Source organism: Roseobacter sp. HKCCA0434 (assembly GCF_032464675.1).
Taxonomy (GTDB): Bacteria; Pseudomonadota; Alphaproteobacteria; order Rhodobacterales; family Rhodobacteraceae; genus Pontivivens.
In genome coordinates, this window is sequence record NZ_JAWDKL010000005.1 from 118,259 (window position 1) to 143,181 (window position 24,923).

The window sequence follows — 24,923 nt, forward strand, 5'->3', positions numbered from 1 at the left end:
ATGACCGATCCGGCGGCGAGCGAGTTCTCGCTGTCGGGCCGGATCGTCGCCGCCGATGTCCTGGTCGCGCGCATGGCCGCGCGCGATGCCGATACGCAGGACGAAAGACGGGCGATCATCCTCGACGTTCTGGAGGCGGCGCGCACCGATGCGCGCCGTCGCATCGCCGACGCCCTGGCCGATGCGCCGCTATGCGGACCCGAGGTCGCCGGGGCCTATTCCCGCCTCACCGACGGAATCGTGTGTGCGGCGCTGGAGGCGGCCTCCCGCTGGCTGCATCCCAACCCCAATCCGACAGAAGGCGAGCGCATCGCCGTGCTGGCGGTCGGCGGCTTCGGCCGGGCCGAGATGGCGCCATTTTCGGACGTCGATCTGCTGTTCCTGACCCCCTACAAGCAGACCGCCTGGGGCGAGAGCCTGATCGAGGCGACGCTCTACCTGCTGTGGGATCTCAAGATGAAGGTCGGGCAGTCCGTCCGCACGGTCGAGCAATGCCTGCGGCTGGGCCGCGAGGACATGACGATCCGGACCTCGCTGCTCGAGCGTCGGCACATCTGGGGTGACGAGGGATTGAGCGCCGATCTCGACACCCGCCTCGGGGAGGAGCTGTTCCACGACACCGGCCCCGAATTCGTCGAGGCGAAGCTGGCCGAGCGGGACTCCCGCCACGAGCGCAACGGCGGCTCGCGCTACCTGGTCGAGCCGAACGTCAAGGAATCGAAGGGCGGGCTGCGAGACCTGCAGACGCTCTACTGGATCGAGAAATACCTCTACAACGTGGACGACCCCGAGACGCTGGTCGGCAAGGGCGTGTTCACCGCGGACGAGTTCGCGATCTTCACCGCCGCGGAGAGTTTCCTGTGGTCGGTGCGCTGCCACCTGCACGTCATCGCCGGGCGCGCGACCGAGCAGCTGACCTTCGACATGCAGGTCGAGGTCGCCGCCGCGATGGGGTTCGAGGATGCGGACGGCCAGCGCGCGGTCGAGCGGTTCATGCAGGTCTACTTCCTGCACGCCCGCTCGGTCGGAGAGCTCAGCCGGATCTTCCTCGTCGCGTTGGAGGCCCAGCACATCAAGCCCAAGCCCTCGCTCGGCCGCACGCTGCGCGGCCTCTTCGGGCGGGAGGCCGCGGCGCCCGAGGGCTTCACCCTGATCGAGGGAAGATTGACGGTGGACGAGCCTGCGGCCTTCCTCGCCGATCCGGTCAACCTGTTGCGATTGTTCAAGTTCGCGCTCGATCTCGACGCGCTGATCCATCCCGATGCGCTGCGGCTCGCCACCTCCAATCTCGACCTGCTGGAGCGGGTGCGCGGGGATGCGGAGGCGAACGCGATCTTTCTCGACATCCTGCTGGGCCATGCGAACCCCGAGCGGGCGTTGCGGCGGATGAACGAGACCGGCGTGCTCGGCGCCTTCCTGCCCGAATTCGGGCGGATCGTCGCAATGATGCAGTTCAACATGTACCACCACTACACGGTGGACGAGCATACGATCACCTGCCTGTCGGTCATGTCCCGCATCGAGCGGGGCGAGCTGGCCGACGAGCTGCCCTATGCCACTGAAATCATGCGCGGAACGCTGAACCGACGTGTGCTCTACGTCGCGATGCTGCTGCACGATATCGGCAAGGGTCGGCCGGAGGATCACTCCGAACTGGGGGCGGAACTGGCCGCCGAGATCTGCCCGCGGCTCGGCCTCGACGCGGGCGATACGCAGACCGTGATGTGGCTGGTGCGGCACCACCTGCTGATGAGCGACACCGCGCAGAAACGCGACATCGCGGATGCGCGGACGGTCTCGGATTTCGGCAAGATCGTCGCCTCGCAGGAACGGCTCAAGCTGTTGCTTGTATTGACGGTTTGCGACATTCGCGGGGTCGGGCCGGACACGTGGAACAATTGGAAGGCGACGCTGTTGCGGCAGCTTTACGCCGCGACGCGCGACTACCTGACCGACGGGATCGACAGCCCGTCGCGGCCGCAGCGGGAGAAGGCGGCGAAGGAGGCGCTGGTCGCGGCGCGGCCCGATGCGGACCTCAAGGCGGAGCTGGAGCGGCACTACGCGCCCTATTGGCTGGGGCTGCCGACGGCGGTGCATGTCTGCGTCTCGCAACTGATCGGGCAGGTCACAGACGCGGAGATCGCATCCGATTTTACCGAGGATATTGAACGGGATGCGACCCGCGCGACCTTCGTCAACGCCGATCATCCGGGCGCGTTCGCGCGCATGGCGGGGGCGCTGGCGATGGTGGGGGCGAACGTGCTCGACGCGCGCAGCTACACGACCTCGGACGGGTTCGCGATCTCGGTGTTCTGGATCCAGGATGCGGAGGGGCATCCTTACGAATCCGGGCGGCTCGACCGGTTGAGCAAGACGGTGCGGCGCACGCTGATGGGCGAGGTTCTGGCGCGTAAGGAGTTGGAAACGAAGGACAAATTGAAGAGGCGGGAAAAGGATTTCATCGTCCCCACCAATATTACCTTCGACAATCACGGCTCTGACCTGTTCACCATCATCGAGGTGGATACGCGTGACCGGCCGGGGTTGCTGCATGATCTGACGCGCGCGCTCGCCAATGCGAACGTCAATATTTTCTCTGCGATCATCGCGACTTACGGGGAGCAGGCGGTCGATACGTTCTACGTAAAGGACCTGTTCGGGATGAAGCTCGCCTCCGAGAACAAGCGGCGGCAGGTGGAGCGGGATTTGCGCGCGGCGGTGATGCTGCGGCCGGAGGGGACGCGATAGTTAACGCCGGAAATCGCGGTCTGCCCTGCGTATGGCACGCGTATGGCATGCGTATGGCGACCGAATGGCTCGGGTATTCGCGTTAACCTTTGGTCGGGTCGAGTATTTGCGCCAATCCGAAGGGGGGCTCTGGACGGGATGTCGGCGCAGTGACAGCCTCGGGTCGGAGCCACGACGAGGAGGTGCGGATGATCGGCTACGTCACGGTCGGGGCGGACGACATCGCCGCGGCGCGGCAGTTCTACGATGCGATCCTGTTGCCGCTCGGCTACGGGGTGACGGAAGGTCCCGAGGGTCTGAGCTACGCGTTGGGGGCCTCGGAACCGATGCAACCCGAGTTCTACGTGAAGCCGCCCTTCGATGGCGCGGCGGCCTCGGCGGGGAACGGGGCGATGGTCGCGTTCGAGGCGGGCGCGCAGGCGCAGGTGCGCGCGTTGCATGCGGCGGGACTGGCGGCGGGCGGGTCGGACGAGGGCGCGCCGGGGTTCCGGCCTGATTACGGCGCGCGGTTCTATGTCGGCTATCTGCGCGATCCGCAGGGCAACAAGGTCGCGCTCTATTCCGCGAACCCGGACGAGCCGGGGCGGGACGGTTAGCGCGCCCCCTTACCTCCGCGCCGCAAAGCCGGTATCGGTGGGCGTTCAAGTTCCGTCGGAGTGACCGAGAATGAAGCCGATCCGCCTGCTTGCCGCCTTCGTGACCGTGGGGGGGTGGACGCTTCTGAGCCGTCTGCTCGGCTTCGCGCGCGATATCCTGATCGCGGCGTTTCTTGGCGCGGGGCCGGTGGCGGAGGCGTTCCTGGTGGCGTTCGCGCTACCCAACATGTTCCGCCGCTTCTTTGCCGAAGGGGCGTTCAACACCGCTTTCGTGCCGATGTTCTCCAAGAAGCTGGAGCGGTCGGAGGACGAGCAGCGGATCGACGCGCTGACCTTCGCACGCGATGCGTTCGCCGGGCTGGGGGGCGTGCTGATCGTCTTCACCCTGATCGCGCAGCTTGCCATGCCGGGGCTGGTGCTGCTGATGGCCTCGGGCTTCGCCGAGGACGGGCGGTTCGACATCGCGGTGGAGATGGGGCGGATCACCTTTCCCTACATCCTGTTCATCTCGCTGGCCGCGTTGCTGTCGGGGGTGCTGAACGCGCTGGGCTATTTCCGCGCGGCGGCGGCGGCGCCGGTCGTGCTCAATATCATCCTGGTCGCGGCCATGCTGATCGGGCGCCAGATCGGCGCGGATATCGGGCTGGCGCTGGCCTGGGGCGTACCGCTTGCCGGGCTCGCGCAGCTGGTGCTGGTCTGGGTCGCGGCGGCGCGGGCGGGGTTCCGCATCGTGCCGCACCGCCCGAAGCTGACGCCGGAGCTGAAGCGGCTGGCCGTGATCGCCTTCCCGGCGGCGCTGGCGGGCGGGGTGATGCAGGTCAACCTGCTGGTCGGGCGGCAGGTGGCGAGCTTCTTCGACGGGGCGGTGGCGTGGCTGAACTACGCGGATCGGCTGTATCAACTTCCGCTGGGCGTGGTGGGGATCGCCATCGGCGTGGTGCTGCTGCCCGACCTGTCGCGGCGGTTGGGTGCCGGTGATGACGCGGGCGGGCGCGATGCGGTGAACCGCGCGGCGGAGTTCAGCCTGGCGCTGTCGGTCCCTGCGGCGGTGGCGCTGATCGTCGTGCCGCTGCCGCTGGTGGCGGTCCTGTTCCAGCGCGGAGCGTTCGAGCTCTCGGACGCGGCCTACACGGCGCGGGCAGTGGCGGCCTATGGCTGGGGGCTGCCGGCCTTCGTCCTGATCAAGGTGATCTCTCCGGTGTTCTTCGCGCGGGAGGATACGAAGACGCCGTTCCGGCTGGCACTGTTGTCCATGGTGGTGAACGTCGCGGTGGCGGTCGGGGGCGCGCCGTTCTTCGGCTATATCGCCGCGGCCTGGGGGACGACCATCGCGGCCTGGGTGAATTTCGCGCTGCTGTGGCGGGCCTCGCGCCGGTTCGGCGACGCGGCGAAGATGGACCCGCGGCTGGTGCGCGCGGCGCCGCGCATCTTCCTGTCGGCGCTGCTGATGGGCGGCTTGCTGGCGCTGCTGGTCTGGCTGTTTGGCGAATTGGTCGACCTGCCCGGCTGGCGCTACCCGGCGCTGTTCGGCCTCGTGGTGATCGGGGCGGTCAGCTACGGCGCGCTGGCGCTGGCGACGCGGGCGGTGAGCCTCGCGGGATTGCGCGGGATCGTCCGGCGGTGAGGGTGCTCGCGCTCCTCTGCGTCAAGGACGAGGCGGCGCAGCTGGTGGAGTGGCTGGCCCATCACAGGGCGCTGGGGGTGACGGATGTCCTCGCCTTCTCCAACGATTGCTCGGACGGGACGGAGGCGCTGCTCGACCGGTTCGCAGACATGGGCTGGCTGGTGCATCTGCGGGCGCGGGCCGGGCAGCGGGGCGTGCAGTGGAAGGCGCTGCGCGAGGCGGCGGCGCATCCGCTGTTCGATGCGGCGGACTGGGTGCTGCCGATCGACGTGGACGAGTTCGTGATGCCGCGCGCGGGCGGGCTGGTGGACCTGATCGCGGCGGTGCCGGGGGCCGATTGCATCGCGCTGACCTGGCGGATGTTCGGCTCCTCGGGGTTCGTGCGCTACGCGCCGGGGCGGGTGACGGAGCGGTTCGTGCGCTGCGCGCCCGATCCGCTCAACTGGGGCTGGCGCTGCGCGATGGTGAAGACGCTGTGGCGGCGGGGCAGTCACGGGCGGGCGGGCGTGCACCGGCCGCTCGACCCGGTGGGGGCGCCGGTCTGGGTCGATTCGAACGGGGATCGGCTGGAGGCGCCGCGCGTCTTCGCCGATTACCGGCGGCCTGCCTACGGGTTGGTGCAGCTCAACCACTATGCGCTGGGCGATGCGGAGAGCTTCGTCGTGAAGGCCGCGCGGGGGCGGGCGAACCGGGAGGGCTCGCCGGTCGATACGGGCTACTGGGCGGAGCGCAACCTCAACCAGGCGGAGGACCGGCGCGCGGCGGTTCCGCTGCCGCTGATGGAGGAGTGGCTGGCGGATGGCGAGATCGCGCGGCTGCATGGGGAGGGCGTGGCCTGGCGGCAGGCGCGCTTCGCCGAACTGATGCGTGAGGAGGCGTGGCGCGACCTCTATACCCGCGTGGTCATGGCGGGGGAGAGCCGGGCCTTCAGCGCGGACGAAGCTGCGGCGCTGGCGGCCTTGGCGCGCGGCCTTCCCGCCAGGTGAGCAGCAGTGCCGCGCCGACGATGAGGCCGGCGCCCGCGAGGCTCCAGCCGCCGGGGATGACGCCGAACAGCGCCGCATCCCAGAGGGCGGCGAAGATCAGCGTGGCATAGAAGAACGGCATGGCGAAGCTCGCCTCGGCCGCGCGCATGGCCTGCAGGAAGCAGACCTGTGCCGACACGACCGACAGGCCGACGAGCGCCATCAGCCCCCATTCGGTCGCGCTCGGCATCCGCCAGACGGTGCTCGCCACGGTGAGGGCCAGCGCGCCGCCGATCAGGTTGTTGACGATCAGGATCTGGAAGGGCGGCTCGGCGCGGGTCAGGCGCTTGATCGCGATGACCTCCGCCCCCATGAAGCACGCGGCGGCGAGCGCGATCAGCGCGGCGGGCTGCATCGCGCCCGCGCCGGGGCGGATCAGAATCAGTGCGCCGAGAAAGGCGACGGCGACGGCGGCCCAGCGCCAGGGGCCCGGACGCTCTCCCAGCAGCGGGATCGCCAGCAGCATCGCGATCATCGGGTTGAGGAAGGTGATCGCCGTCGCATCGGCCAGCGGCATCAGTGCCACGGCGAAGAACAGCCCCGTCACCCCGGCCCAGCCGAAGCCGACGCGCAGCGCGTGCAGGGGCAGGTTCGGCCGATGGATGCGCGGGCGCAGGATCGCGGCGGCGATACCGATCGCCATCAGAGCGAAGATGAACCGCCCGGCGCTGATCTGGAAGGCGTGCATCCCGCCCGCGCCCAGCACCTTGGCCACCAGCGAGGCGGTGCCCATGCAAAAGGCGGCGAGCAGCATCATCAGGGCGGCGCGGGGGCGGTTCGGTGTCATGCCCTCGCGCCTACGCCCGCGCAACTGTGCGATCAATACGCGAGGCGTATCGCTACAATCGCAACGCCATGCTGACAGATGTGGGGCGGTCGTAGCCGGGATGCGTGGTGCGCCCCGTTTCCACGAAGCCGAGGCGGGCGAAGGCGGCGTGGTTCTCCACCAGCTCCACCCGTGTCTGGAGCCGGATCTCGGGGCGCGTGGCGCGGGCGATGGCGGCCTCGACCAGCGCGCGGCCTAGCCCCGTCCCCTGCCGATCCGGGTGCACGGCCAGCTTGCCTAGATAGTGGTGGTCGGGATGGGTGGCGAGGAAGGCGCAGGCGACCAGCCGTCCGCCCTCGCGCACGACCAGCACGTCCTCCTCCGCGCGCTTGGCCGCGATCTCGGCGCGGTCCATCCGCACCAGCGACGAGGGTGGGTCGATGCGCCCGTCCATATAGGCGAAGGCTGCGCGCAAGAGCGCCAGAAGCTCCGCATCCGAGGTCTCCGCCCCTGCTTTTCGGACGTGCCAAGGCCGCATTTCACTTCCTTCAAATATCCCCGCCGAAGGCGCTGGCCCGTCATCTTGCGAATCGCCGCCGTTGACTTGGCCCCTGCCGCTCACGATAAGCAAAGTTTCCGCATGGCGATCGCGTGCGGAAGATTTGTGATCCGATTACGAGGAGAAACAGACGTGATCACGCCCGTTCTGCCGACCTACGCACGGGCACCGCTTTCCTTCGTGGAGGGCGAGGGCTCCTGGCTGAAGACCGAGGATGGCACGCGCTATCTGGACATGGGGGCCGGCATCGCCGTCAGCGCCCTGGGCCATGCGCATCCGCGCCTCGTGGCGGCATTGGAAGCACAGGGCCGACGTCTGTGGCATACCTCCAACCTCTACCAGATCCCCAACCAGACGCGACTCGCCGAACTGCTGGTCGACAACACGTTCGCGGACACGGTGTTCTTCACCAATTCGGGGACCGAGGCGACCGAGGCCGCGGTGAAGATGGCGCGCAAGTACCACCATGCGCACGAGACCGGGCGCGACGAGATCATCACCTTCAACGGCTCTTTCCACGGGCGGACGCTGGGCATGATCTCCGCCGCCGGATCGGAGAAGCTGACCAAGGGGTTCGGGCCGCTGCTGCCCGGTTTCGTCCACGTGCCCTTCGGCGATCACGAGGCGCTGCATGCCGCGATCACCGAGCGCACGGCGGCCATCATGATCGAGCCGGTGCAGGGCGAGGGTGGCATCCTGCCGGTGCCCGACCAGTGCCTGAAGGGCCTGCGCGACCTGTGCGACCAGAACGGCATCCTGCTGATCTATGACGAGATCCAGTGCGGCATGGGCCGGACCGGCAAGCTGTTCGCGCATGAGTGGTCGGGCGCGGAGCCCGACATCATGGCGGTCGCGAAGGGCATCGGCGGCGGCTTCCCACTGGGCGCGTGTCTCGCCACCGAGGCGGCGGCGGTGGGTATGGCCGCGGGCACGCATGGCACGACCTATGGCGGCAATCCGCTGGCCTGCGCGGTCGGGGCCGAGGTGGTGGAGATCATGGTCGAGGACGGGTTCCTCGGCCATGTGTCGGAGGTGTCGGGCCATCTGCGCCAGGGGCTCGAAGGGCTGGTGGCCTCGCATCCGGACGTGTTCGAGCTGGTGCGCGGATCGGGGCTGATGCTGGGCGTGAAGTGCCGCGTGCCCAACATGGACGTGGTGAACGCGGGCTACGACCAGAAGCTGCTGACGGTGCCGGGCGGGGACAACGTGATCCGCATCCTGCCGCCGCTCAACATCTCGCGCGAGGAGGTGGACGAGGCGCTGCGACGGCTCGACGCCGCGGCGGGCGCCATCGAGAGTTCCCAGGACTGAGACGGTGCGCGTCGCGGTGGCCCGCGGCGCGCCAGCCGAGAGAGACGCATATGAGACATTTCCTCGACCTGCACACCACCGACGCGGATGCGCTGCGCGGCATGATCGACGACGCGCGGAAGGTGAAGGAGAAGCGCGCGGGCAAGCCCAGGGGCGCGCCCGACAAGGCGCAGCCGCTCAAGGACCGGATGGTCGCGCTGATCTTCGAGAAGCCCTCGACCCGGACGCGCACCTCCTTCGATCTCGGCGTGCGGCAGATGGGCGGGCAGACGATGGTGCTGACCGGGGCGGAGATGCAGCTGGGCCACGGCGAGAGTATCGCCGATACCGCGCGGGTGCTGAGCCGCTATGTCGATCTGATCATGATCCGCACCTTCGCCGAGGAGACGCTGATCGAGATGGCCGATCATGCGAGCGTGCCGGTCATCAACGGCCTCACGGACCGGACGCATCCCTGCCAGATCATGGCCGATATCCTGACCTTCGAGGAGCATCGCGGGCCGATCGCGGGCAAGCGGGTGGTGTGGACCGGGGACGGCAACAATGTCTGCGCGAGCTTCCTGCATGCGGCGGGGCAGTTCGGCTTCGACTTCACCTTCGCGGGGCCCGAGGCGCTGGAGCCGGAGGCCGAGGCGATCGCCTTCGCCCGGTCGAAGGGCGTGGACGTAACCATCGAGCGCGACGCGGAGACGGCCGTGCGGGGCGCGGACCTGGTTGTCAGCGATACCTGGCTGTCGATGCATGACGACGCGAGCGCGCGCGACCGGCGGCACAACCTGCTGAAGCCCTACCAGGTGAACGAAGCGCTGATGCAGGCGGCGGGGGAGCAGGCGCTGTTCATGCATTGCCTGCCCGCGCACCGGGGCGAGGAGGTCACCGACGCGGTGATGGACGGCCCGCAATCGGTCGTCTTCGACGAGGCGGAGAACCGCGTGCACGCGCAGAAGGCTGTGATGAAGTGGTGCCTCGGCGCCGAGTGACGCGGGGCGCGTTTCCAAGGGCGCGACAATCTGATCCGGGCGCGTGGCTTTATCGCCGCGCGCTCGCTGCTATCTGGCCCCCTCGACAGGGGCGGCCGTCGCCGCTCCGTTCGGAAAAGGGAGACCGGCAATGGCGAAGATCGCGATCGTCTATCATTCGGGCTATGGCCACACGGAAAAGCAGATGGAGGCCGTGGCCGAGGGCGCGCGCGGCGCGGGCGGCGAGGTGACGGTGCTGAAGGCCACCGACCTGCACGACCCCGAGAGCGGGCCGTGGGACGTGCTGGAGGCGGCGGATGCGATCATCTTCGGCTCCCCGGTCTATATGGGGTCGGTCTCCGGCCCGTTCGAAATGTTCGCGGATGCGAGCTCGAAGGCATGGTTCGACCGAAAGTGGCAGGACAAGCTGGCCTCGGGCTTCGTCAACTCGTCCAATCTGGATGGCGACCGGGGGCAGGCGATCCACCGGATGATCACGCTCGCCATGCAGCACGGGATGCTGTGGGTGGGATCAGGGCTGCCGCCGCAGGACCCGGCCTATCCGGGGGACGATCCGGACAACCTGAACCGGCTGGGCTTCTTCGCGGGCGGCGGGTCGCAGTCCGATGCGGACAAGGGGCCGGACGTGGTGCCGCGGGCGAGCGATCTGGCGAACGCGCGCCATCTGGGCAAGCGGGTTGTGGAGCAGGCGGAGCGGCTGAAGTAGAGGCCCCGGCTCGAGGCCGGGGCGTGACGGAGCGCTTCGGCGGGCCGCGGTGCGGCGGTCTAACGTCGGATCGTGGCACTTTATGGTAGCCAAGTCCGTGTGACCTCCCGGCGTCGCGCCTCCATTAGCAAAATCGCCGTGCCGGGGGGCGGCCCGGCGATGCGCGGCGCCTTCGGCTTGATTCCGCGCAGGGTGCGGCGTCCTTAACGGGAGCGGACCAGGCCGACGATGTCGTAGGTCTTGGCCAGGATCGGCTCGGCGATTTCGGCGGCACGGGTGGCCCCGTCGCCCAGCACGCGGTCGATCTCGGCCGTGTCGTCCATCAGGCGGGCCATCTCGGAGGAGATCGGGGCCAGCTTCTCGACCGCCAGATCGGCCAGCGCGGGCTTGAAGGTGCCGAACTGCGCGCCGGCATATTCGGCGATCACCGCCTCGCGCGTCGTCTCGGCGAGGGCCGCGTAGATGTTGACGAGGTTGCGCGCCTCGGGCCGGTCCTCCAGCCCCTCGACGGTCTCGGGCAGCGGCTCGGGATCGGTCTTGGCCTTGCGGATCTTCTTCGCGATGGTGTCGGCATCGTCGGTGAGGTTGATGCGGCTGGCATCGGACGGATCGGATTTCGACATCTTCTTGGTGCCGTCGCGCAAGCTCATGACGCGGGTGGCCGCGCCCTCGATGATGGCTTCGGTCTCAGGGAAGAAATCGACGCCGTAATCGTGGTTGAACTTGGCCGCGATGTCGCGGGTCAGCTCGACATGCTGCTTCTGATCCTCGCCCACGGGCACATGCGTCGCGTGATAGGCGAGGATGTCGGCGGCCATCAGCGACGGATAGGCGTAGAGGCCGAGCGAGGCCTTCTCGGCGTTCTTGCCCGCCTTGTCCTTGAACTGCGTCATGCGGTTCATCCAGCCCAGACGCGCGACGCAGTTGAAAATCCAGCCGAGCTCGGTGTGCTGGGGAACCTGGCTCTGGTTGAAGAGGATCGAGCGCTTGGGATCGAGGCCCGAGGCGATATAGGCGGCCGCCAGCTCGCGCGTGGCGTGGCGCAGCCTGGCCGGTTCCTGGAAGCTCGCCGTGATCGCGTGGAGATCGACGATGCAATAGATCGTCTCCATCCCTTCGTCCTGCATCTCGACGAAGCGCTTCACCGCGCCGAGATAGTTGCCCAGTTGCAGGTGGTTCGTCGGCTGGATGCCGGAAAAGACGCGGGGCGTGAAACTGGTCATCTTGGGCTCTCCGGGGTAGGTCGGGGCGTGTTATCGCGGATGGATCGGGATTTGCCAATGGCCCTCTATATCGATGCGGATGCCTGCCCGGTGAAGGAGGAGGCCAAGAAGGTCGCCCATCGGCACGGCATGCAGGTCTATGTCGTCTCGAATGGCGGGATCCGGCCCGACCCGCATCCGAAGGTCGAGACGGTGGTGGTGCCCGACGGACCGGACGCCGCGGACATGTGGATCGCGGAGCGGACGGGGCCGGGCGACATCTGCGTGACCTCCGACATTCCCTTGGCCGACCGCGTGCTGAAATCTGGGGCGGTGGCGATCCGGCCCGACGGGGAGGCGTTCACCGCGCACTCCATCGGCAACCAGCTCGCCATGCGGGACCTGATGGCCGATCTGCGCGCCGCCGATCCGTTCCGTCAGGGGGGCGGCAAGCCGTTCTCCAAGGCGGATCGGTCGCGGTTCCTCGACCGGCTGGAGGCGCTGGCGCGCAAGGCGCGGGCGTAGGAGAAGAGCTCCAGCGCCAGGGTGGCGAGGCCGAGCCCGGCGGACAGGAGCAGGGTGAGCCGCAGGCCGATCGCGTCGGTCAGGGCGCCGAGCGCCAGCGCGCCCAGCGCCGTCGCGCCGATGGCGGTCGTGGTCCAGAGCGACATGACCCGGCCGCGCATGTCGTCGTCGAGCCGGATCTGGATCGCGGACTGGATGCCGACCCCCACAAGCGTGCCGCTCGCCCCCAACCCGGCCACGATGGCGAGCGCGAGCCACCAGGACGGCGCGAGGCCGAGGCAGCCGACGAGGAGCAGCGAGGCGACCGCGCCGTAGATCGAGGCGCGCGGCAGGCCGTCCGTCGCCCGGATCGGCCGGTTGGCGAGCCCGAAGGAGGAGACGAGCGCGCCCGCGCCCGCCGCGGCGGTGAGTTGACCCAGCCCGGACGCACCGCGCCCGAAGCTGCCATCGGCGATGACCGGCAGGATCTCCTGCACGCCGCGGGCGGAGAGGGCGGCGGTGGCGGTCACGAGGATGCCCGCGCGGATCAGCGGCACGGCGCGGGCATGGGCGAGCCCGGCGCGGAAGCTGTCGAGGAAGGAGCCGCGCGGCGCGATCCGGCCGGCTTTCTCGCGCGGGTGGATCAGGCTGAGCGACACCAGCAGCGGGGCGAAGGCGGCGGCGTTCACCATGAGGGCCGCGCCGACGCCGAAAGTCGCGATCAGCGCGCCAGCGATGAAGGGGCCGAGGAAGCGCGAGAGGTTGAAGTTGATCGAGATGATCGGGACGGCGGCGCCGATCGCCTCCGCCGGGACGAGGCGCGGGGCCATCGCCATGCGCACCGGATGGTGCAACGCCGTGACGGCGCCGATGGCCACGGCGCAGAGCGCGAGGATGGCGGGGCTCAGCCCGCCGGAAAACCATGTGAGCGCCAGCAGCACGCTGACTGCCAGCAGGGCGAGCTGGGTTCCGAGTGCCGCGCGGCGTATGTCCGCGCGGTCCGCGACGACGCCGAGCACGGGGCCGAGGATCAGCGTCGGGATCATCAGGAAGAAGGACAGCAGGCCGACGAAGCTGGCGCTGCCGGTCAGGTCCCAGCCCAGCCAGCCGATCGCGATCCGCTGGATCCACACGCCGTTCAGGGCAAAGAAATTGCCGATGACGTAGATGCGGAAATCGCGGTGGAGAAGGGCGCGGGGCAGCATCGACCGGATATAGCGCGGCGCATTTCCATAGCCATGACGCAGGTGCAACACGCCACGGCGTCAAAGCGGTTTGAACCAATCGGGTGGCTCCATAGTTTGTGCAGTGCAACAGCGGCGAACGCCCATGTCGGGCCAGGCCGCCGATCAGGAAGGAGACCTGATATGACGAAGTTTGCGAACGGAACCGCATTGCAGGCGCGCGTCGGCGCGCTGCGCTCTCAATTCGGCAAGTGGCGCGCCTACCGGGCCACGGTCGAGCAGCTTTCGGCCCGGAGCGAGGCCGAGCTCGACGATCTGGGCATGTCGCGCGGCGACATTCCGGCGATCGCGCGGGCTGCCACATGGGGTGCGCCTGCCTGACGTGGCGGCAGCATCGCCGCAGGTCCGGGCGCAGCCATGCACCAAGCGCATGGCGCAACGGACCGAACGGCGATTGCGGCCTCCGGCACCATCCCTACATTGCAGTGCAGCAGATCACTGCTGACACGACGAACAAAGACGTGAGGCCAAGGACGGCCTCGACCCAATCGAAGGACCGAAAACATGGCATTCATCACCGCAACCGATACCCGCGCCCATTCCGGCTTCCTCGCCGGTCTCTCCGACTACGCCGCCGCACAGCGCGCAGCGTTCGGCCAGTGGCGCCAGTACCGCCGCACCGTCAACGAGCTGTCCGCGCTGAGCGGCGCCGAGCTGGCCGACCTCGGCCTGAGCCGCGCGTCGATCCACTCCGCGGCCTATGAGGCGGTCTACAACAAGTAATCGAGACGGTCCGCGTCGCTTCCCTCCCTGACGACGCGAACCCACCCGGCGCCTGTTCCTCCCTGAAGGTCGCCGGGTCTGCAAGACGGCGGTGCGATCCCCTACGGTCGCGCCGCCGTTTTCGCGTTCGGGGCGATTGTCGCGCGGTCGGGTGACTGGCAGGGTGACGGCATGGATGTTCAGGACACGGTCGAGCGGCTGCGGGCGCTGATATACGAGGTCGCGGCGGCCAATCCCGAGATCGGACCGCTACGCGAAGGTGTGGCATGGGGTCAGCCGTCCTTTCGCCAGCCGACCAAGGGGATCGGGACGGCCGTGCGGATCGGTGAGGCCAAGGGTGCGGTCTGGCTGCTGGTGCATTGCCAGACGAGCCTGATCGCCGAGCATCGGGCCCGCTGGGGCGACGAACTGACCTATGACGGAAATCGCGGGCTGCGGGTGGACGACGTGGACGATCCGCGCGTTGCGCAGTTCGTGCACTCGGTGCTGACCTACAGGTTGAAGTAGCGGGGGTGCGACTGGCGCGTAGGCCGCGGCACGGTTCGTCATGCTAATTCATGCCAACGGCTCGGACGGACAGCCCCGTGCGGAATCAAGGGCGAAGCCCGCCGCACATCGCCGGGCCGCCCCCCGGCACGGCGATTTGGTTGATGGAGGCGCGCTGCGGTGAGGTCTGACGGACTTGGCTGCAATAAGGTGCCATGCACCAGCGTTGGATCGCCGTACCGCGGCCCGTCGATGCGCGGCTTGGGTCAGGGATTGCCACTGGAGGTGCATGAAAGGCGATCGCCGCCTTCCCGTCGATGCCCCGCTCACCTCAGAACGGCACGTCCGTCGCGGCGGTGACGTAGCTGGCCACGACCTTCTTCTCGCCGGCCTTTTCGAAGGCGACGGTCAGCTTGTCGCCTTCCAGCCCCGTGACCTTGCCGTAGCCGAATTTCTGGTGGAACACGCGCTCCCCAACCTCGAATGCGGGAGTGGCGGAGGCGTCGATCACCATGTTGCGCGCCTCGGTCGGCTGGCGGACGGAACGCCTGGCGGAGTTGCGCTGCATCCGGGCCCAGCCGGGGGACTTGTAGACATCGGCATTGGCCGCGCGGTCCATCAGGTCGCTTTCGCGCATGGCCTGCGCCTTGGGGCTGGCCGTCGCCGCCGCGCCGAACCCGCCGCCATAGAGCCCGGGGGGCGTGAGGATGTCGACATGCTCCTCGGGCAGTTCGTCGATGAAGCGCGACGGCATGGCGTTGTTCCACTGACCGTAGGTCAGCCGGTTGGCGACGAAGGAGATGGTGCAATGCCGCTCGGCCCGCGTGATGCCGACATAGGCGAGGCGGCGTTCCTCCTCCAATCCCTTCATCCCGCTCTCGTCCATCGAGCGCTGCGAGGGAAACAGGCCGTCCTCCCATCCCGGCAGGAAGACGACGGGGAATTCGAGGCCCTTGGCGGCGTGGAGGGTCATGATCGTGACCTTCTCCGCCGCGTCCTCGGTATCGTTGGACATGACGAGGGCGACATGTTCGAGGAAGCCTTGCAGGTTCTCGAATTCCTCCAGCGCGCGCACCAGTTCCTTGAGGTTTTCGAGCCGTCCCGGCGCCTCGGGTGTCTTGTCGTTCTGCCAGTGGCCGGTGTAGCCCGACTCGTCGAGGATGAGCTGGGCCAGTTCGACATGGCTCAGCGGCTCCTCCAGCCCCTCAGGGCGTTCGGGCAGGGGATCGTCGAGGTCGATCACCGCGTCGTCGGTGGCGGCGGGGGCGGCGGACCAGAGCATGATGGCGCGCCAGCGGGCGAAGCCGCGGACGAGCTCGCCCAGCGCCTTGCCGCCCTTGCCCTTGATCGCGCCGTCGGCGACCAGCGTGTCGGCGGCCTCCAGCAGCGAGATGCCGTTCTCGCGCGCGAAGGCGTTGATCGTGGCCTGCGCCTTGTCGCCGAGGCCGCGCTTGGGCGTGTTCACGATCCGCTCGAAGGCGAGGTCGTCCTCGGGGCTGACCACGACGCGGAAATAGGCCATCGCGTCGCGGATCTCCATCCGCTCGTAGAAGCGGGGGCCGCCGATGACGCGGTAGGGCATGCCGATGGTCAGGAAGCGGTCCTCGAAGGCGCGCATCTGGAAGGAGGCGCGCACGAGGATGGCCTGGTCGTCGAGGCCGATTGGGTCGAGGCCGCGGGTGCCGCGCTGGTAGGCCTCGACCTCCTCGCCGATCCAGCGGGCCTCCTCGTCGCCGTCCCAGTGGCCGATCAGGCGGACCTTCTCGCCGCCCTCGGCTTGCGTCCACAGCGTCTTGCCCAGCCGGTCCTCGTTGGCGGCGATGACACCGGAGGCGGCGGCGAGGATGTGGGAGGTGGAGCGATAGTTCTGCTCCAGCCGGATGGTGGTCGCGCCGGGAAAGTCCTTCTCGAAGCGCAGGATGTTGCCGACCTCGGCCCCGCGCCAGCCATAGATCGACTGGTCGTCGTCGCCGACGCAGCAGATGTTGCGGTGGCCCTGCGCGAGCAGGCGCAGCCAGAGGTACTGCGCGACGTTGGTGTCCTGATACTCGTCGACGAGGATGTACTTGAACCAGCGCTGGTACTTCTCGAGCACGTCGGGGTATTTCTGGAAGATCGTGACGACGTGCAGCAGCAGATCGCCGAAATCGACGGCGTTGAGCTCGATCAGGCGGCGCTGGTACTCGGCGTAGAGGGCCGGGCCCTTGTGGTTGTAGGCGGAGGATTCGCTCGCCGGCAGCGTCTCGGGCGTCCAGCCGCGGTTCTTCCACTGGTCGAGGATGCCGCTGAGCATCCGGGCCGGCCAGCGCTTGTCGTCGATGCCGTGGGCCTGCACGAGCTGCTTCAGGAGGCGCAGCTGGTCGTCGGTGTCGAGGATGGTGAAGTTGGACTTGAGGTCCACCAGCTCGGCATGGCGGCGCAAGAGCTTGTTGCACAGGCTGTGGAAGGTGCCGAGCCAGGGCATACCCTCGATCACGCCGCCGACATGGCGGCCGACACGCTCCTTCATCTCGCGCGCGGCCTTGTTGGTGAAGGTGACGGCGAGGATCTCGTTGGGCTGGGCGCGGCCGGTGTTCAGGAGATGCGCGATGCGGGTGGTCAGCGCCTTGGTCTTGCCGGTGCCCGCACCGGCGAGCATCAGGACGGGGCCGTCCAGCGTCTCGACCGCGCGGCGCTGTTCGGGGTTGAGATCGTCGAGATAGGGCGCGGGGCGCGCGGCCATCGCGCGCGCGGCGATGCCGCCCGAGGCGCGGGCGGAGAGGCTGGCGCGCTCGGCGCTTTCGAACGGATCGTCGTCCCAATCGGTCATGCGCGCGAAGATAGCGCGTGCGGGCGGGAAGTTAAAGAAGCGTTCATGGATCGTTCTGCGCGTCCGGACCGGGGTCGAGCAGCGCGAAATATCCCGGCAGCAGGGCGTCGAACCGGGCGCGGCCGGTTTCGGTCGGCGCGATTGGCGCGCGGCGTCCGTCGCCCTGCCGCCGTATGAGGCCCGAACGCTCCATCGTCGCGAGGGTCTTGGATAGGACGGGGCGCGAGATGTCGAGCCGCGCCGCGATCTCGGACGATTGCAGGCTGTCGCGCGCGGGTTCGCGCTCGATCACCATGAGAACGAGGAACTGCGTTTGCGAGAGGCCGTGCATGGCGAGGTACTGCTCGATCCGGCGCATCAGGACGCTGGCGGCGCGCAGCGCGCCGAGCCGGTCGCGGATGCGGGACGGGTCGATATCGAGCCCGGCCCCGACGCGGGCGATCATGTCGTCGGACGGCAGATCCTTGAGAAAGAACATCAGGCCGGGCGCATCTTCGTGACCTCGACGGGTCGGGCGAGCCAGCCCTCGTAAGCGGCGAACACGGCGCGGGTGTAGTCCTGCGCGTAATGCGCGTCGAGCGCCGCGTCGCTGCGCCACCATTCCACGAGGTAGAGCGCCGGGTCGCCCGGCTGGCCTGCATTGACCTCGAAGCGGCGGCAACCGGGTTCGGTGCGGGTCGCGTCGACGATGCCCCGGATGGCGGTCAGGGCCTCGTGATAATGCTCGGGCTTCGGCTCGATCCGGGCGAAGACGGTCAGGTCGGTCATGTCGCACTCCTGTTGTTATCATGGTAACTATAGGGGCGGCGTGCGGTTTTCAAGGCCGTGGTTGACGGGGTCGGCCCATCGGGCGCAAACCGGAGGCATGGACCATCTCGACGATCGCTTCCCCGCCATATCCGACCTGCGCGCGGCCGCGAAGGTGCGCATCCCGCATTTCGCCTTCGAATATCTCGACAGCGGCACGACCGAGGACGCGGCGATGCGGGGCAACCGCGCGGCGCTCGACGCGGTGCGGCTGATGCCGCGGTTCCTCAAGGGAGACCAGTCGCCCGACCAGTCGGCGGAGCTGTTCGGCCAGCGCTATGACAGCCCGATCGGCATGGCTCCGGTGGGGATGACAGGGCTGATGTGGCCGGGGGCGGAGCTGATGCTGGCGGATACGGCGCGGCGGGGGCGCATCCCCTATTGCCTGTCCACCGTCGCGGCCAAGACGCCCGAGGAGGTCGGGCCGGTGGCGGGCGAGATGGGGTGGTTCCAGCTCTACCCCCCGCGCGACCATGGCCTGATGCGCGACGTGCTGGCGCGCGCGTGGGAGGCGGGCATGCGCGTGCTGGCGCTGACCGTGGACATTCCCGCCCCCAGCCGGCGGGAGCGGCAGCGGCGCGCGGGCCTGTCGATCCAGGCCGGGGTGAACCGGCAGATGCTGAGCCATGTCGCCCTCCGACCCGCCTGGGCGCTCGCCACCGCGCGGCACGGCAAGGCGGATCTGGCCACGATCGCCAAATATGCCGGGTCGAACGAGATGGACGCGCAGCGGCGCTTCTTCGTCGAGAATTTCATGCACAACCCGTCGCGCGACTATCTCGACGCGCTGAGGGCCGAGTGGAAGGGTGCACTGGTGGTGAAGGGCATCCTCGACCCCGAGGATGCGGTGATGGTCGCGGATCACGGCGCGGACGGGGTCTGGCTGTCCAATCACGGCGGGCGGCAATTCGACGCGGCCCCGCCCGCGATCGTCGCCCTGCCGCGGGTGGTCGAGGCGCTGGAAGGGCGGGTGCCCGTGATCTTCGACAGCGGCATCCGCACCGGGCTCGACATCGCGAGGGCGATCGCGCTGGGGGCCGATTTCTGCTTTGCCGGTCGGCCCTTCCTCTACGGGGTGGCCGCCGCGGGGCAGGCGGGCGCGGATCAGGCGCTGCATATCCTGCGCGACGACCTAGACAATGCGATGAGGCAGTTCGGAGCTGCGGACCTGGCCGAGCTGCGGCGGGCGCACGGGGTCGTCGCGGGGCTGTGACGCCGCGCGCTCTGGCACCTCGCGGCGCGGCGGGGTAGGGCTTCGCCAGACCAAAGACGGAGCCGCCCATGACCCGCATCGCCGCCATTGCCGCCGCCCTCGTCCTGCTGATCGCGCTGGGGATCACAGCCGCGATCGCGCTGTGGCCGCGCGGGGACGACCGCTTCGCCCAATGTCGGGGAAGCGTCGTGACGGGCGGCGGGGGCGATATCGGCGGGGCCTTCACCCTGACCTCCGAGACCGGGGAACGGGTGACGGAGGCGGAGGTGATCGACGGGCTGAGCCTCGTCTATTTCGGCTACACCTTCTGCCCCGATGTCTGCCCGGTCGACCTGTTCCGCAATGGAGAGGCGACCTACATCCTCGACGAGGAGGGGATCGACGTGACGCCGGTCTTTATCACCGTGGACCCCGCGCGCGACACGCCCGAGCAACTGGCCGAGTACACGGACCTGATGCATCCGCGCATGATCGGCCTGACCGGGGCGCAGGAGGAGATCGACGCCGCCGTCCGGGCCTACCGCGTCTATGCCGCGCGCGCGGATGACGATCCCGAGGATTACCTGATGGATCACTCGAACTTCACCTACCTCATGCACCCGGAGGCGGGGTTCCTCGATTTCTTCTCCGCGCGGGTGGGGCCGGAGGAGATGGCCGAGCGGGTGGCGTGCTTCGCCGATGCGCTTTGACGAAGTGATCCGGCGCGCCAACTCCATCGTAAAGAGAGATAAACAACGATTGGGGAACATGTGATGGCTTCAGAGACCGACCTGGGACCCGACCCGAGCCTCCTGCTGCTCGACGATGACGAGCCGTTCCTGCGCAGGCTCGCCCGCGCGATGGAGAAGCGCGGCTTCGCAGTGACCGAGGCCGCGAGCGTGGCCGACGGGCTGGCCGCGGTGAAGGCGAAGCCCCCGACCTATGCGGTGCTCGACCTGCGGCTGGAGGATGGCAACGGGCTCGACGTGGTGGAGGCGCTGCGCGCTGCCCGCGCGGATGCGCGCATCGTGGTGCTGACGGGATATGGCGCGATCGCGACGGCGGTGGCGGCGGTGAAGATCGGGGCGACCGACTACCTGTCGAAACCGGCGGATGCGAACGACGTGACGCGCGCACTGCTCGCCCGCCCCGAGGACAAGCCCGAGCCGCCCGAGAACCCGATGAGCGCGGATCGCGTGCGGTGGGAGCATATCCAGCGCATCTACGAACTGTGCGACCGCAACGTGTCGGAGACGGCGCGCAGGCTGAACATGCACCGCCGGACCCTGCAGCGGATCCTGGCCAAGCGCTCGCCGCGCTGATCCGGTATCGCGGCTGAAGGGTTGCGCGACCAGGTCGCGGTGAATTCGGCGGGGCGGCGTGATCGCGCGTGACGGCGACTTCATGACCTTCGACCGCAGGCTTCCGGCTGCCTGCACGCGAATACCCATGCACGGTGCGGGGCTATGAGTGCGATGCCACGCGTTTCGGAGGTGGCCTGACCCGTCAGCTGGCCGGTGCGACTTGGTGGCCGTCAGACCTAAGGCGGGTTGACCGCACGGCTGAGAGCGGCACGTTTGGCGGACGGAAACCGAGGAGACGCCGATGACCGCCCTGCCCGACAGCATCGACAAGACGCAAGCCATGCTGGGGGATGCCGGTTATGTCGCCGGGCGCGACCTTTCCACCGTCGTCTTCCTGGCGCTGAAGCTGGGGCGGCCGCTGTTCCTGGAAGGGGAGGCGGGCGTCGGCAAGACCGAGATCGCCAAGGCGCTGTCGGCGAGCCTGGGGCGGCGGCTGATCCGGCTGCAATGCTACGAGGGGCTCGACGCCGCGTCGGCGGTCTACGAATGGAACTTCGCCGCGCAGATGGTTGCGATCCGCACGGCGGAGGCGGCGGGTGGTACGGACCGGCAGGCGCTGAGCCGGGAGCTGTTTTCCGACGACTACCTGATCGAACGGCCCCTGCTGGAGGCGATGCGCCCGCAGCAGGGCGGCGCGCCTGTGCTGCTGATCGACGAGCTGGACCGCACGGACGAGCCCTTCGAGGCCTTCCTCTTGGAGGCGCTGAGCGATTTCGCGGTGACGATCCCGGAGCTGGGCACGGTGGCGGCCCCCGAGCCGCCCATCGTCATCCTGACCTCGAACCGGACGCGCGAGGTGCATGACGCGCTGAAGCGGCGCTGTCTCTACCACTGGGTCGACTATCCCGATTTCGATCGGGAAATGCAGATCGTCACGGCCCGCGCGCCCGAGGCCGCGGAAAGTCTGAGCCGCGAGGTCGTCGCCTTCGTCCAGAAGCTGCGGACCGAGGATCTGTTCAAGAAGCCCGGCGTGGCCGAGACGATCGACTGGGCCAAGTGCCTCGTGGCGCTCGACGCGATCGAGCTGAGCCCGGCGGTCATCGCCGACACGCTGGGGGCGATCCTGAAATACCAGGACGACATCCAGAAGTTGCAGGGCTCCGAGGCGAAGCGAATCCTCGACGAGGCGAAGGCGGGGCTGTGAGCGGGATGCGCCCGCGCAGCTTTCCCGAGTATTTGGGCCAATCCGAAAGCTGCAGGCCCGGCTTCGGATTGGCGGAAATACTCATGGCGAACCGGGTCCGGTCACGCGAGGGGGCCGGATGGTAGAACTGGCCGACCTCCCGTTGCCCGAGAACCCGCGTCTGGCAGGCAACATCACGCATTTCGCACGCGCGCTGCGGCGGGCGGGGCTGCCCATCGGCCCGGGGCAGGTGATCGATGCGATCCGGGCGGTGGAGGCGGCGGGCTTTTCGGAGAAGCAGGATTTCTACTGGACGCTGCATGCCTGCTTCGTGCGCAAGGCGGAGGAGCGGGCGGTGTTCGGGCAGGTCTTCCGGCTCTACTGGCGCGATCCGCAATTCCTCGAGAAGATGATGGAGATGCTCACGCCCATGGTGCGCGGCGTGAACGAGACGCCGGACCCCATGGCGGCGGAACGGCGCGCGGCGGAGGCGCTGCTCGACCAGCCCGACGCAGCCCCGCCCGATCTGCCGGACGCGGAGGAGGGCGAGTTGATCGAGATCGACGCGACGCTGACCTTCTCGGCCGAGGAGAAGCTGCGCCGCACCGATTTCGAGCAGATGACGGGGGCAGAGCTGGCCGAGGCGAAGCGGATGATCGCGCGGCTGGAACTGCCGGTGCGACCGATCGCCAGCCGCCGCACCCGCGCCGCCGCGCGCGGGCACATCCCCGACTGGCGCGGCACGATGCGCGACGCGATGCGGCGCGGCGACGTGGCGGAGCTGAAGATGCGCGAGCGGCGCACCCGCTGGCCGAACCTGGTGGCGCTGTGCGACATCTCCGGCTCGATGAGCGGCTACAGCCGGATGCTGCTGCATTTCCTGCACACGGCGGCGAACCAGAAAGGGGCGGGCTGGGCGCAGGTCCATGCCTTTACCTTCGGTACGCGGCTGACCAACATCACCCGTCACCTGCGCCAGCGCGACGTCGATGCGGCGCTGGCCGCCACGGGGGCGGAGGCGCGGGACTGGGAGGGCGGCACGCGGATCGGGGCGAGCCTGCACGCCTTCAACCGCGACTGGTCGCGGCGGGTGCTGGGGCAGGGGGCTGTGGTTCTGCTGATCACCGACGGGCTCGACCGGGAGGAGCCGGAGCAACTGGCGCGGGAGGCGGAGCGGCTGCGGCTGAGCGCGCGCAAGCTGATCTGGCTCAATCCGCTTTTGAGGTTCGATGAGTTCGCGCCCAAGGCGCGGGGCGTGCGGGCCTTGCTGCCGCATGTGGACAGCTTTCGTGCCGCGCATTCCATCGGCTCGCTCGAAGCATTGGCCAATGCTCTGACCCGACCCGAGGATGCAGGCCAGCGGGCCCGCATGATGGGTCGGATGTGATCACTCCGCCGTGGCGCGGTGGGCGAAGATGGCGACCGAGATCTCGGTCAGCGACATGGTTTCGAGCTGCGCCAGGCTCAAACCGCTCATCGCCGACAGGTGGTGGTTGCCCTCGGCCGTGGCCGGGGTGGCCAGCAGAGTCATGGCGGTGAGGGCGGATGCGATGAGGGCTTTCATGACGTGGCTCCGTGGATCAGGTTCGTCCCGCGATCGGGTCATCCTGATGTGGGTGGGACCGGCGGTCTCTTAAATGTCGGTTCCGCGGCTGCACTGTTGGCTTTCCAGCAACAATGCGGCGTCCCGCTCGCGCTTGGCCACGATCACCTCGCCGATCTCCTCCATCGACATGGTGTCGAGCACCTCTGCCGTCAGGCCGGTCAGGCTGGTCAGATGGTGGTTCGCCTGGGCAGCGGCGGGCACTGCCAGTAGGACGATGGTCGATAATATGACTGCGAAATATTGCATGATTGAAACTCCTATGGTGTCGTCATGCAGGAGCCACGTGATCGCGGGGCACGAAGTTTCAGGCCACGCGATGTTTTTCCCGACATCGGACTGCTGGCTTAACGCGCGAGGAGGCGAAAGTTGCCTGACACGGCCGATCAAATTCCCGAAATCGCGCAGACGTGGCTGCGCGAAGGGCGCCGCGTGGCCATCGCCACGGTCGTCGAGACATGGGGATCGGCGCCGCGGCCGGTGGGGTCGCAGCTCGTCATATCGGACGCGGCGGCGATGATGGGCTCGGTCTCGGGGGGGTGCGTCGAGGGGGCCGTGGTCGAGGAGGCGCTGGCCGCGCTGGAGGACGGCGTGCCGCGCCTGCTGACCTATGGCGTCAGCGACGACGATGCATTTGCGGTCGGGCTGGCCTGCGGCGGCACGATCCGGGTGCTGGTCGAGCCGGTGGAGGGTGCCGACGGGATCGACGCGGGCTATCTCGACCGGCTGGTCGAGGCGCGGGCGGCGAAACGGGCCGTGACCTCGGTGATCTGCCTGTCGGACTGGTCGCGGCTGATGATGGACGGATCGGCCGGCACGCCGCTGGGCGAGGCGGTGCGCGCGGCCATCGCGTCGGACCGGTCGGGGGTGGTCGAGCTCGACGGGGAGGAGTGGTTCATCGGCGTGCACAACCCGCCCTTGCGTCTGATGATCGTGGGCGGGGTGCATATCGCGCAGACGCTGGCGGTGATGGCGCGGCTGGCGGGCTATGACGTGGCGGTGATCGACCCGCGGGAGGCTTTCGCCTCGGCCGAGCGGTTCCCCGATACGGCGCTTCTTCACGACTGGCCGGACGTGGCGCTGGAGGCGGCGGCGCCGGATGCGCGTACCGCGGTGGTCACGCTGACGCACGATCCCAAGCTCGACGATCCGGCGATCCGGGCGGCGCTGGGGTCGCGGGTCTTCTACCTCGGCTGCCTCGGCTCGACGCGGACCCATGCCAAGCGCGTCGCCCGACTGGAGGAGGCGGGCTACGACGCGCAGGCCGTCGCACGCATCGACGCGCCGGTCGGTGCGGATATCGGTGCGAAGAGCCCGGCGGAGATCGCGGTCTCGATCATGGCGGAAATGACGGAGCGGTTGCGCCGCCCGGACACGCGGCCCGGCGGCTGATGCGCTTCGGTCCGGTTCCGGTCGAGGACGCGGAGGGCGCGATCCTCGCCCATTCGCTGACGCTGGGCACCACGCGGCTGCGCAAGGGGCGGCGGCTGGGCGCCGAGGACCTCGCGGCGCTGGCCGGGGCGGGAGGCCGCGTGGAGCGACCTGGCTGGT

The 24,923-nt window shown here is 68.7% G+C and carries 26 protein-coding genes; 17 read left to right on the forward strand and 9 right to left on the reverse strand.

Features of this window, described 5'->3' with window-relative positions:
* The 4 genes from RX333_RS05270 (at window position 1) to RX333_RS05285 (ending at window position 5,954) form a co-directional block, all read left to right on the forward strand.
* Entirely contained in the window at window positions 1-2,748 is a 2,748-nt protein-coding gene (locus tag RX333_RS05270; RefSeq protein ID WP_410056049.1) for a [protein-PII] uridylyltransferase, read from the forward strand.
* A gap of 188 nt (window positions 2,749-2,936) precedes the next feature.
* Complete coding sequence (locus RX333_RS05275) at window positions 2,937-3,344, forward strand: VOC family protein (RefSeq protein WP_316013878.1); 408 nt, start codon at window positions 2,937-2,939, stop codon at window positions 3,342-3,344.
* 70 nt (window positions 3,345-3,414) lie between these two features.
* Window positions 3,415-4,968 (forward strand): murein biosynthesis integral membrane protein MurJ, encoded by a 1,554-nt coding sequence (gene murJ, locus RX333_RS05280; protein WP_316013879.1) that lies wholly within the window; start codon window positions 3,415-3,417, stop codon window positions 4,966-4,968.
* Window positions 4,969-4,970: 2 nt separating this feature from the next.
* Entirely contained in the window at window positions 4,971-5,954 is a 984-nt protein-coding gene (locus RX333_RS05285; protein WP_316013880.1) for a glycosyltransferase family 2 protein, read from the forward strand.
* On the opposite strand, the gene RX333_RS05290 is transcribed toward RX333_RS05285, so the two are convergent.
* Together RX333_RS05290 and RX333_RS05295 are read right to left on the reverse strand one after the other, a co-directional pair.
* The gene (locus RX333_RS05290) at window positions 5,896-6,780 is read right to left on the reverse strand and encodes a DMT family transporter (protein ID WP_316013881.1); all 885 of its coding nucleotides are present in this window, start codon (window positions 6,778-6,780) and stop codon (window positions 5,896-5,898) included. The genes RX333_RS05285 and RX333_RS05290 overlap by 59 nt on opposite strands.
* 52 nt (window positions 6,781-6,832) lie before the next feature.
* Complete coding sequence (locus RX333_RS05295; RefSeq protein ID WP_316013882.1) at window positions 6,833-7,297, reverse strand: GNAT family N-acetyltransferase; 465 nt, start codon at window positions 7,295-7,297, stop codon at window positions 6,833-6,835.
* 153 nt (window positions 7,298-7,450) lie between these two features.
* On the opposite strand from RX333_RS05295, the gene RX333_RS05300 reads away from it, so the two are divergent.
* From RX333_RS05300 to RX333_RS05310, 3 genes are all read left to right on the forward strand, one after another.
* A complete protein-coding gene (locus RX333_RS05300; RefSeq protein ID WP_316013883.1) occupies window positions 7,451-8,629 on the forward strand; it encodes an aspartate aminotransferase family protein in 1,179 nt (392 codons plus the stop codon).
* Between the two features lie 50 nt (window positions 8,630-8,679).
* Window positions 8,680-9,609, forward strand: a complete 930-nt coding sequence (gene argF / locus RX333_RS05305; protein ID WP_316013884.1) for an ornithine carbamoyltransferase — start codon at window positions 8,680-8,682, stop codon at window positions 9,607-9,609.
* Between the two features lie 130 nt (window positions 9,610-9,739).
* Complete coding sequence (locus RX333_RS05310) at window positions 9,740-10,315, forward strand: flavodoxin family protein (protein ID WP_316013885.1); 576 nt, start codon at window positions 9,740-9,742, stop codon at window positions 10,313-10,315.
* Between the two features lie 203 nt (window positions 10,316-10,518).
* On the opposite strand, the gene trpS is transcribed toward RX333_RS05310, so the two are convergent.
* Complete coding sequence (gene trpS, locus RX333_RS05315) at window positions 10,519-11,538, reverse strand: tryptophan--tRNA ligase (protein ID WP_316013886.1); 1,020 nt, start codon at window positions 11,536-11,538, stop codon at window positions 10,519-10,521.
* A 57-nt stretch (window positions 11,539-11,595) separates the two neighbouring features.
* Between trpS and RX333_RS05320 the strand changes: the two genes are divergently transcribed.
* Window positions 11,596-12,042 (forward strand): YaiI/YqxD family protein, encoded by a 447-nt coding sequence (locus RX333_RS05320; protein ID WP_316013887.1) that lies wholly within the window; start codon window positions 11,596-11,598, stop codon window positions 12,040-12,042.
* Here RX333_RS05320 and RX333_RS05325 read toward each other — a convergent pair.
* Complete coding sequence (locus RX333_RS05325; protein ID WP_316013888.1) at window positions 11,955-13,226, reverse strand: MFS transporter; 1,272 nt, start codon at window positions 13,224-13,226, stop codon at window positions 11,955-11,957. The genes RX333_RS05320 and RX333_RS05325 overlap by 88 nt on opposite strands.
* Before the next feature lie 162 nt (window positions 13,227-13,388).
* On the opposite strand from RX333_RS05325, the gene RX333_RS05330 reads away from it, so the two are divergent.
* The 3 genes from RX333_RS05330 (at window position 13,389) to RX333_RS05340 (ending at window position 14,495) form a co-directional block, all read left to right on the forward strand.
* A complete protein-coding gene (locus RX333_RS05330; protein WP_316013889.1) occupies window positions 13,389-13,586 on the forward strand; it encodes a DUF1127 domain-containing protein in 198 nt (65 codons plus the stop codon).
* Window positions 13,587-13,769: 183 nt separating this feature from the next.
* The gene (locus RX333_RS05335; protein ID WP_316013890.1) at window positions 13,770-13,988 is read left to right on the forward strand and encodes a DUF1127 domain-containing protein; all 219 of its coding nucleotides are present in this window, start codon (window positions 13,770-13,772) and stop codon (window positions 13,986-13,988) included.
* A gap of 171 nt (window positions 13,989-14,159) precedes the next feature.
* Entirely contained in the window at window positions 14,160-14,495 is a 336-nt protein-coding gene (locus RX333_RS05340) for a DUF1801 domain-containing protein (RefSeq protein ID WP_316013891.1), read from the forward strand.
* 310 nt (window positions 14,496-14,805) lie between these two features.
* On the opposite strand, the gene RX333_RS05345 is transcribed toward RX333_RS05340, so the two are convergent.
* Genes RX333_RS05345 through RX333_RS05355 form a run of 3 tightly spaced genes read right to left on the reverse strand, consistent with a single transcriptional unit; the run spans window position 14,806 to window position 18,051 of the window.
* Window positions 14,806-17,283, reverse strand: coding sequence for an ATP-dependent helicase (locus RX333_RS05345; protein WP_316013892.1), 2,478 nt, complete (start codon window positions 17,281-17,283; stop codon window positions 14,806-14,808).
* Between the two features lie 43 nt (window positions 17,284-17,326).
* Complete coding sequence (locus RX333_RS05350; RefSeq protein ID WP_316013893.1) at window positions 17,327-17,761, reverse strand: MarR family winged helix-turn-helix transcriptional regulator; 435 nt, start codon at window positions 17,759-17,761, stop codon at window positions 17,327-17,329.
* Window positions 17,761-18,051, reverse strand: a complete 291-nt coding sequence (locus RX333_RS05355) for a putative quinol monooxygenase (RefSeq protein ID WP_316013894.1) — start codon at window positions 18,049-18,051, stop codon at window positions 17,761-17,763. Before RX333_RS05355 ends, RX333_RS05350 begins: the two co-directional genes overlap by 1 nt.
* A 97-nt stretch (window positions 18,052-18,148) precedes the next feature.
* Between RX333_RS05355 and RX333_RS05360 the strand changes: the two genes are divergently transcribed.
* From RX333_RS05360 to RX333_RS05380, 5 genes are all read left to right on the forward strand, one after another.
* Entirely contained in the window at window positions 18,149-19,303 is a 1,155-nt protein-coding gene (locus tag RX333_RS05360) for an alpha-hydroxy acid oxidase (protein WP_316013895.1), read from the forward strand.
* A 68-nt stretch (window positions 19,304-19,371) separates the two neighbouring features.
* Entirely contained in the window at window positions 19,372-19,992 is a 621-nt protein-coding gene (locus tag RX333_RS05365; protein ID WP_316013896.1) for an SCO family protein, read from the forward strand.
* Window positions 19,993-20,055: 63 nt separating this feature from the next.
* On the forward strand, window positions 20,056-20,604 hold the full coding sequence (locus RX333_RS05370; RefSeq protein WP_316013897.1) for an ActR/PrrA/RegA family redox response regulator transcription factor: 549 nt from the start codon (window positions 20,056-20,058) through the stop codon (window positions 20,602-20,604).
* 283 nt (window positions 20,605-20,887) lie between these two features.
* A complete protein-coding gene (locus tag RX333_RS05375; RefSeq protein ID WP_316013898.1) occupies window positions 20,888-21,790 on the forward strand; it encodes a MoxR family ATPase in 903 nt (300 codons plus the stop codon).
* Window positions 21,791-21,908: 118 nt separating this feature from the next.
* On the forward strand, window positions 21,909-23,156 hold the full coding sequence (locus tag RX333_RS05380) for a VWA domain-containing protein (protein WP_316013899.1): 1,248 nt from the start codon (window positions 21,909-21,911) through the stop codon (window positions 23,154-23,156).
* Here the strand turns inward: RX333_RS05380 and RX333_RS05385 are convergent, their stop codons facing one another.
* Window positions 23,157-23,333 carry a hypothetical protein gene (locus RX333_RS05385; RefSeq protein ID WP_316013900.1) on the reverse strand — a complete coding sequence of 59 codons (177 nt, stop codon included), beginning with the start codon at window positions 23,331-23,333 and terminating at the stop codon, window positions 23,157-23,159.
* A 69-nt stretch (window positions 23,334-23,402) separates the two neighbouring features.
* A complete protein-coding gene (locus RX333_RS05390; RefSeq protein WP_316013901.1) occupies window positions 23,403-23,621 on the reverse strand; it encodes a hypothetical protein in 219 nt (72 codons plus the stop codon).
* A 120-nt stretch (window positions 23,622-23,741) separates the two neighbouring features.
* On the opposite strand from RX333_RS05390, the gene RX333_RS05395 reads away from it, so the two are divergent.
* On the forward strand, window positions 23,742-24,764 hold the full coding sequence (locus tag RX333_RS05395) for an XdhC/CoxI family protein (RefSeq protein WP_316013902.1): 1,023 nt from the start codon (window positions 23,742-23,744) through the stop codon (window positions 24,762-24,764).
* Window positions 24,765-24,923: the final 159 nt, after the last annotated feature.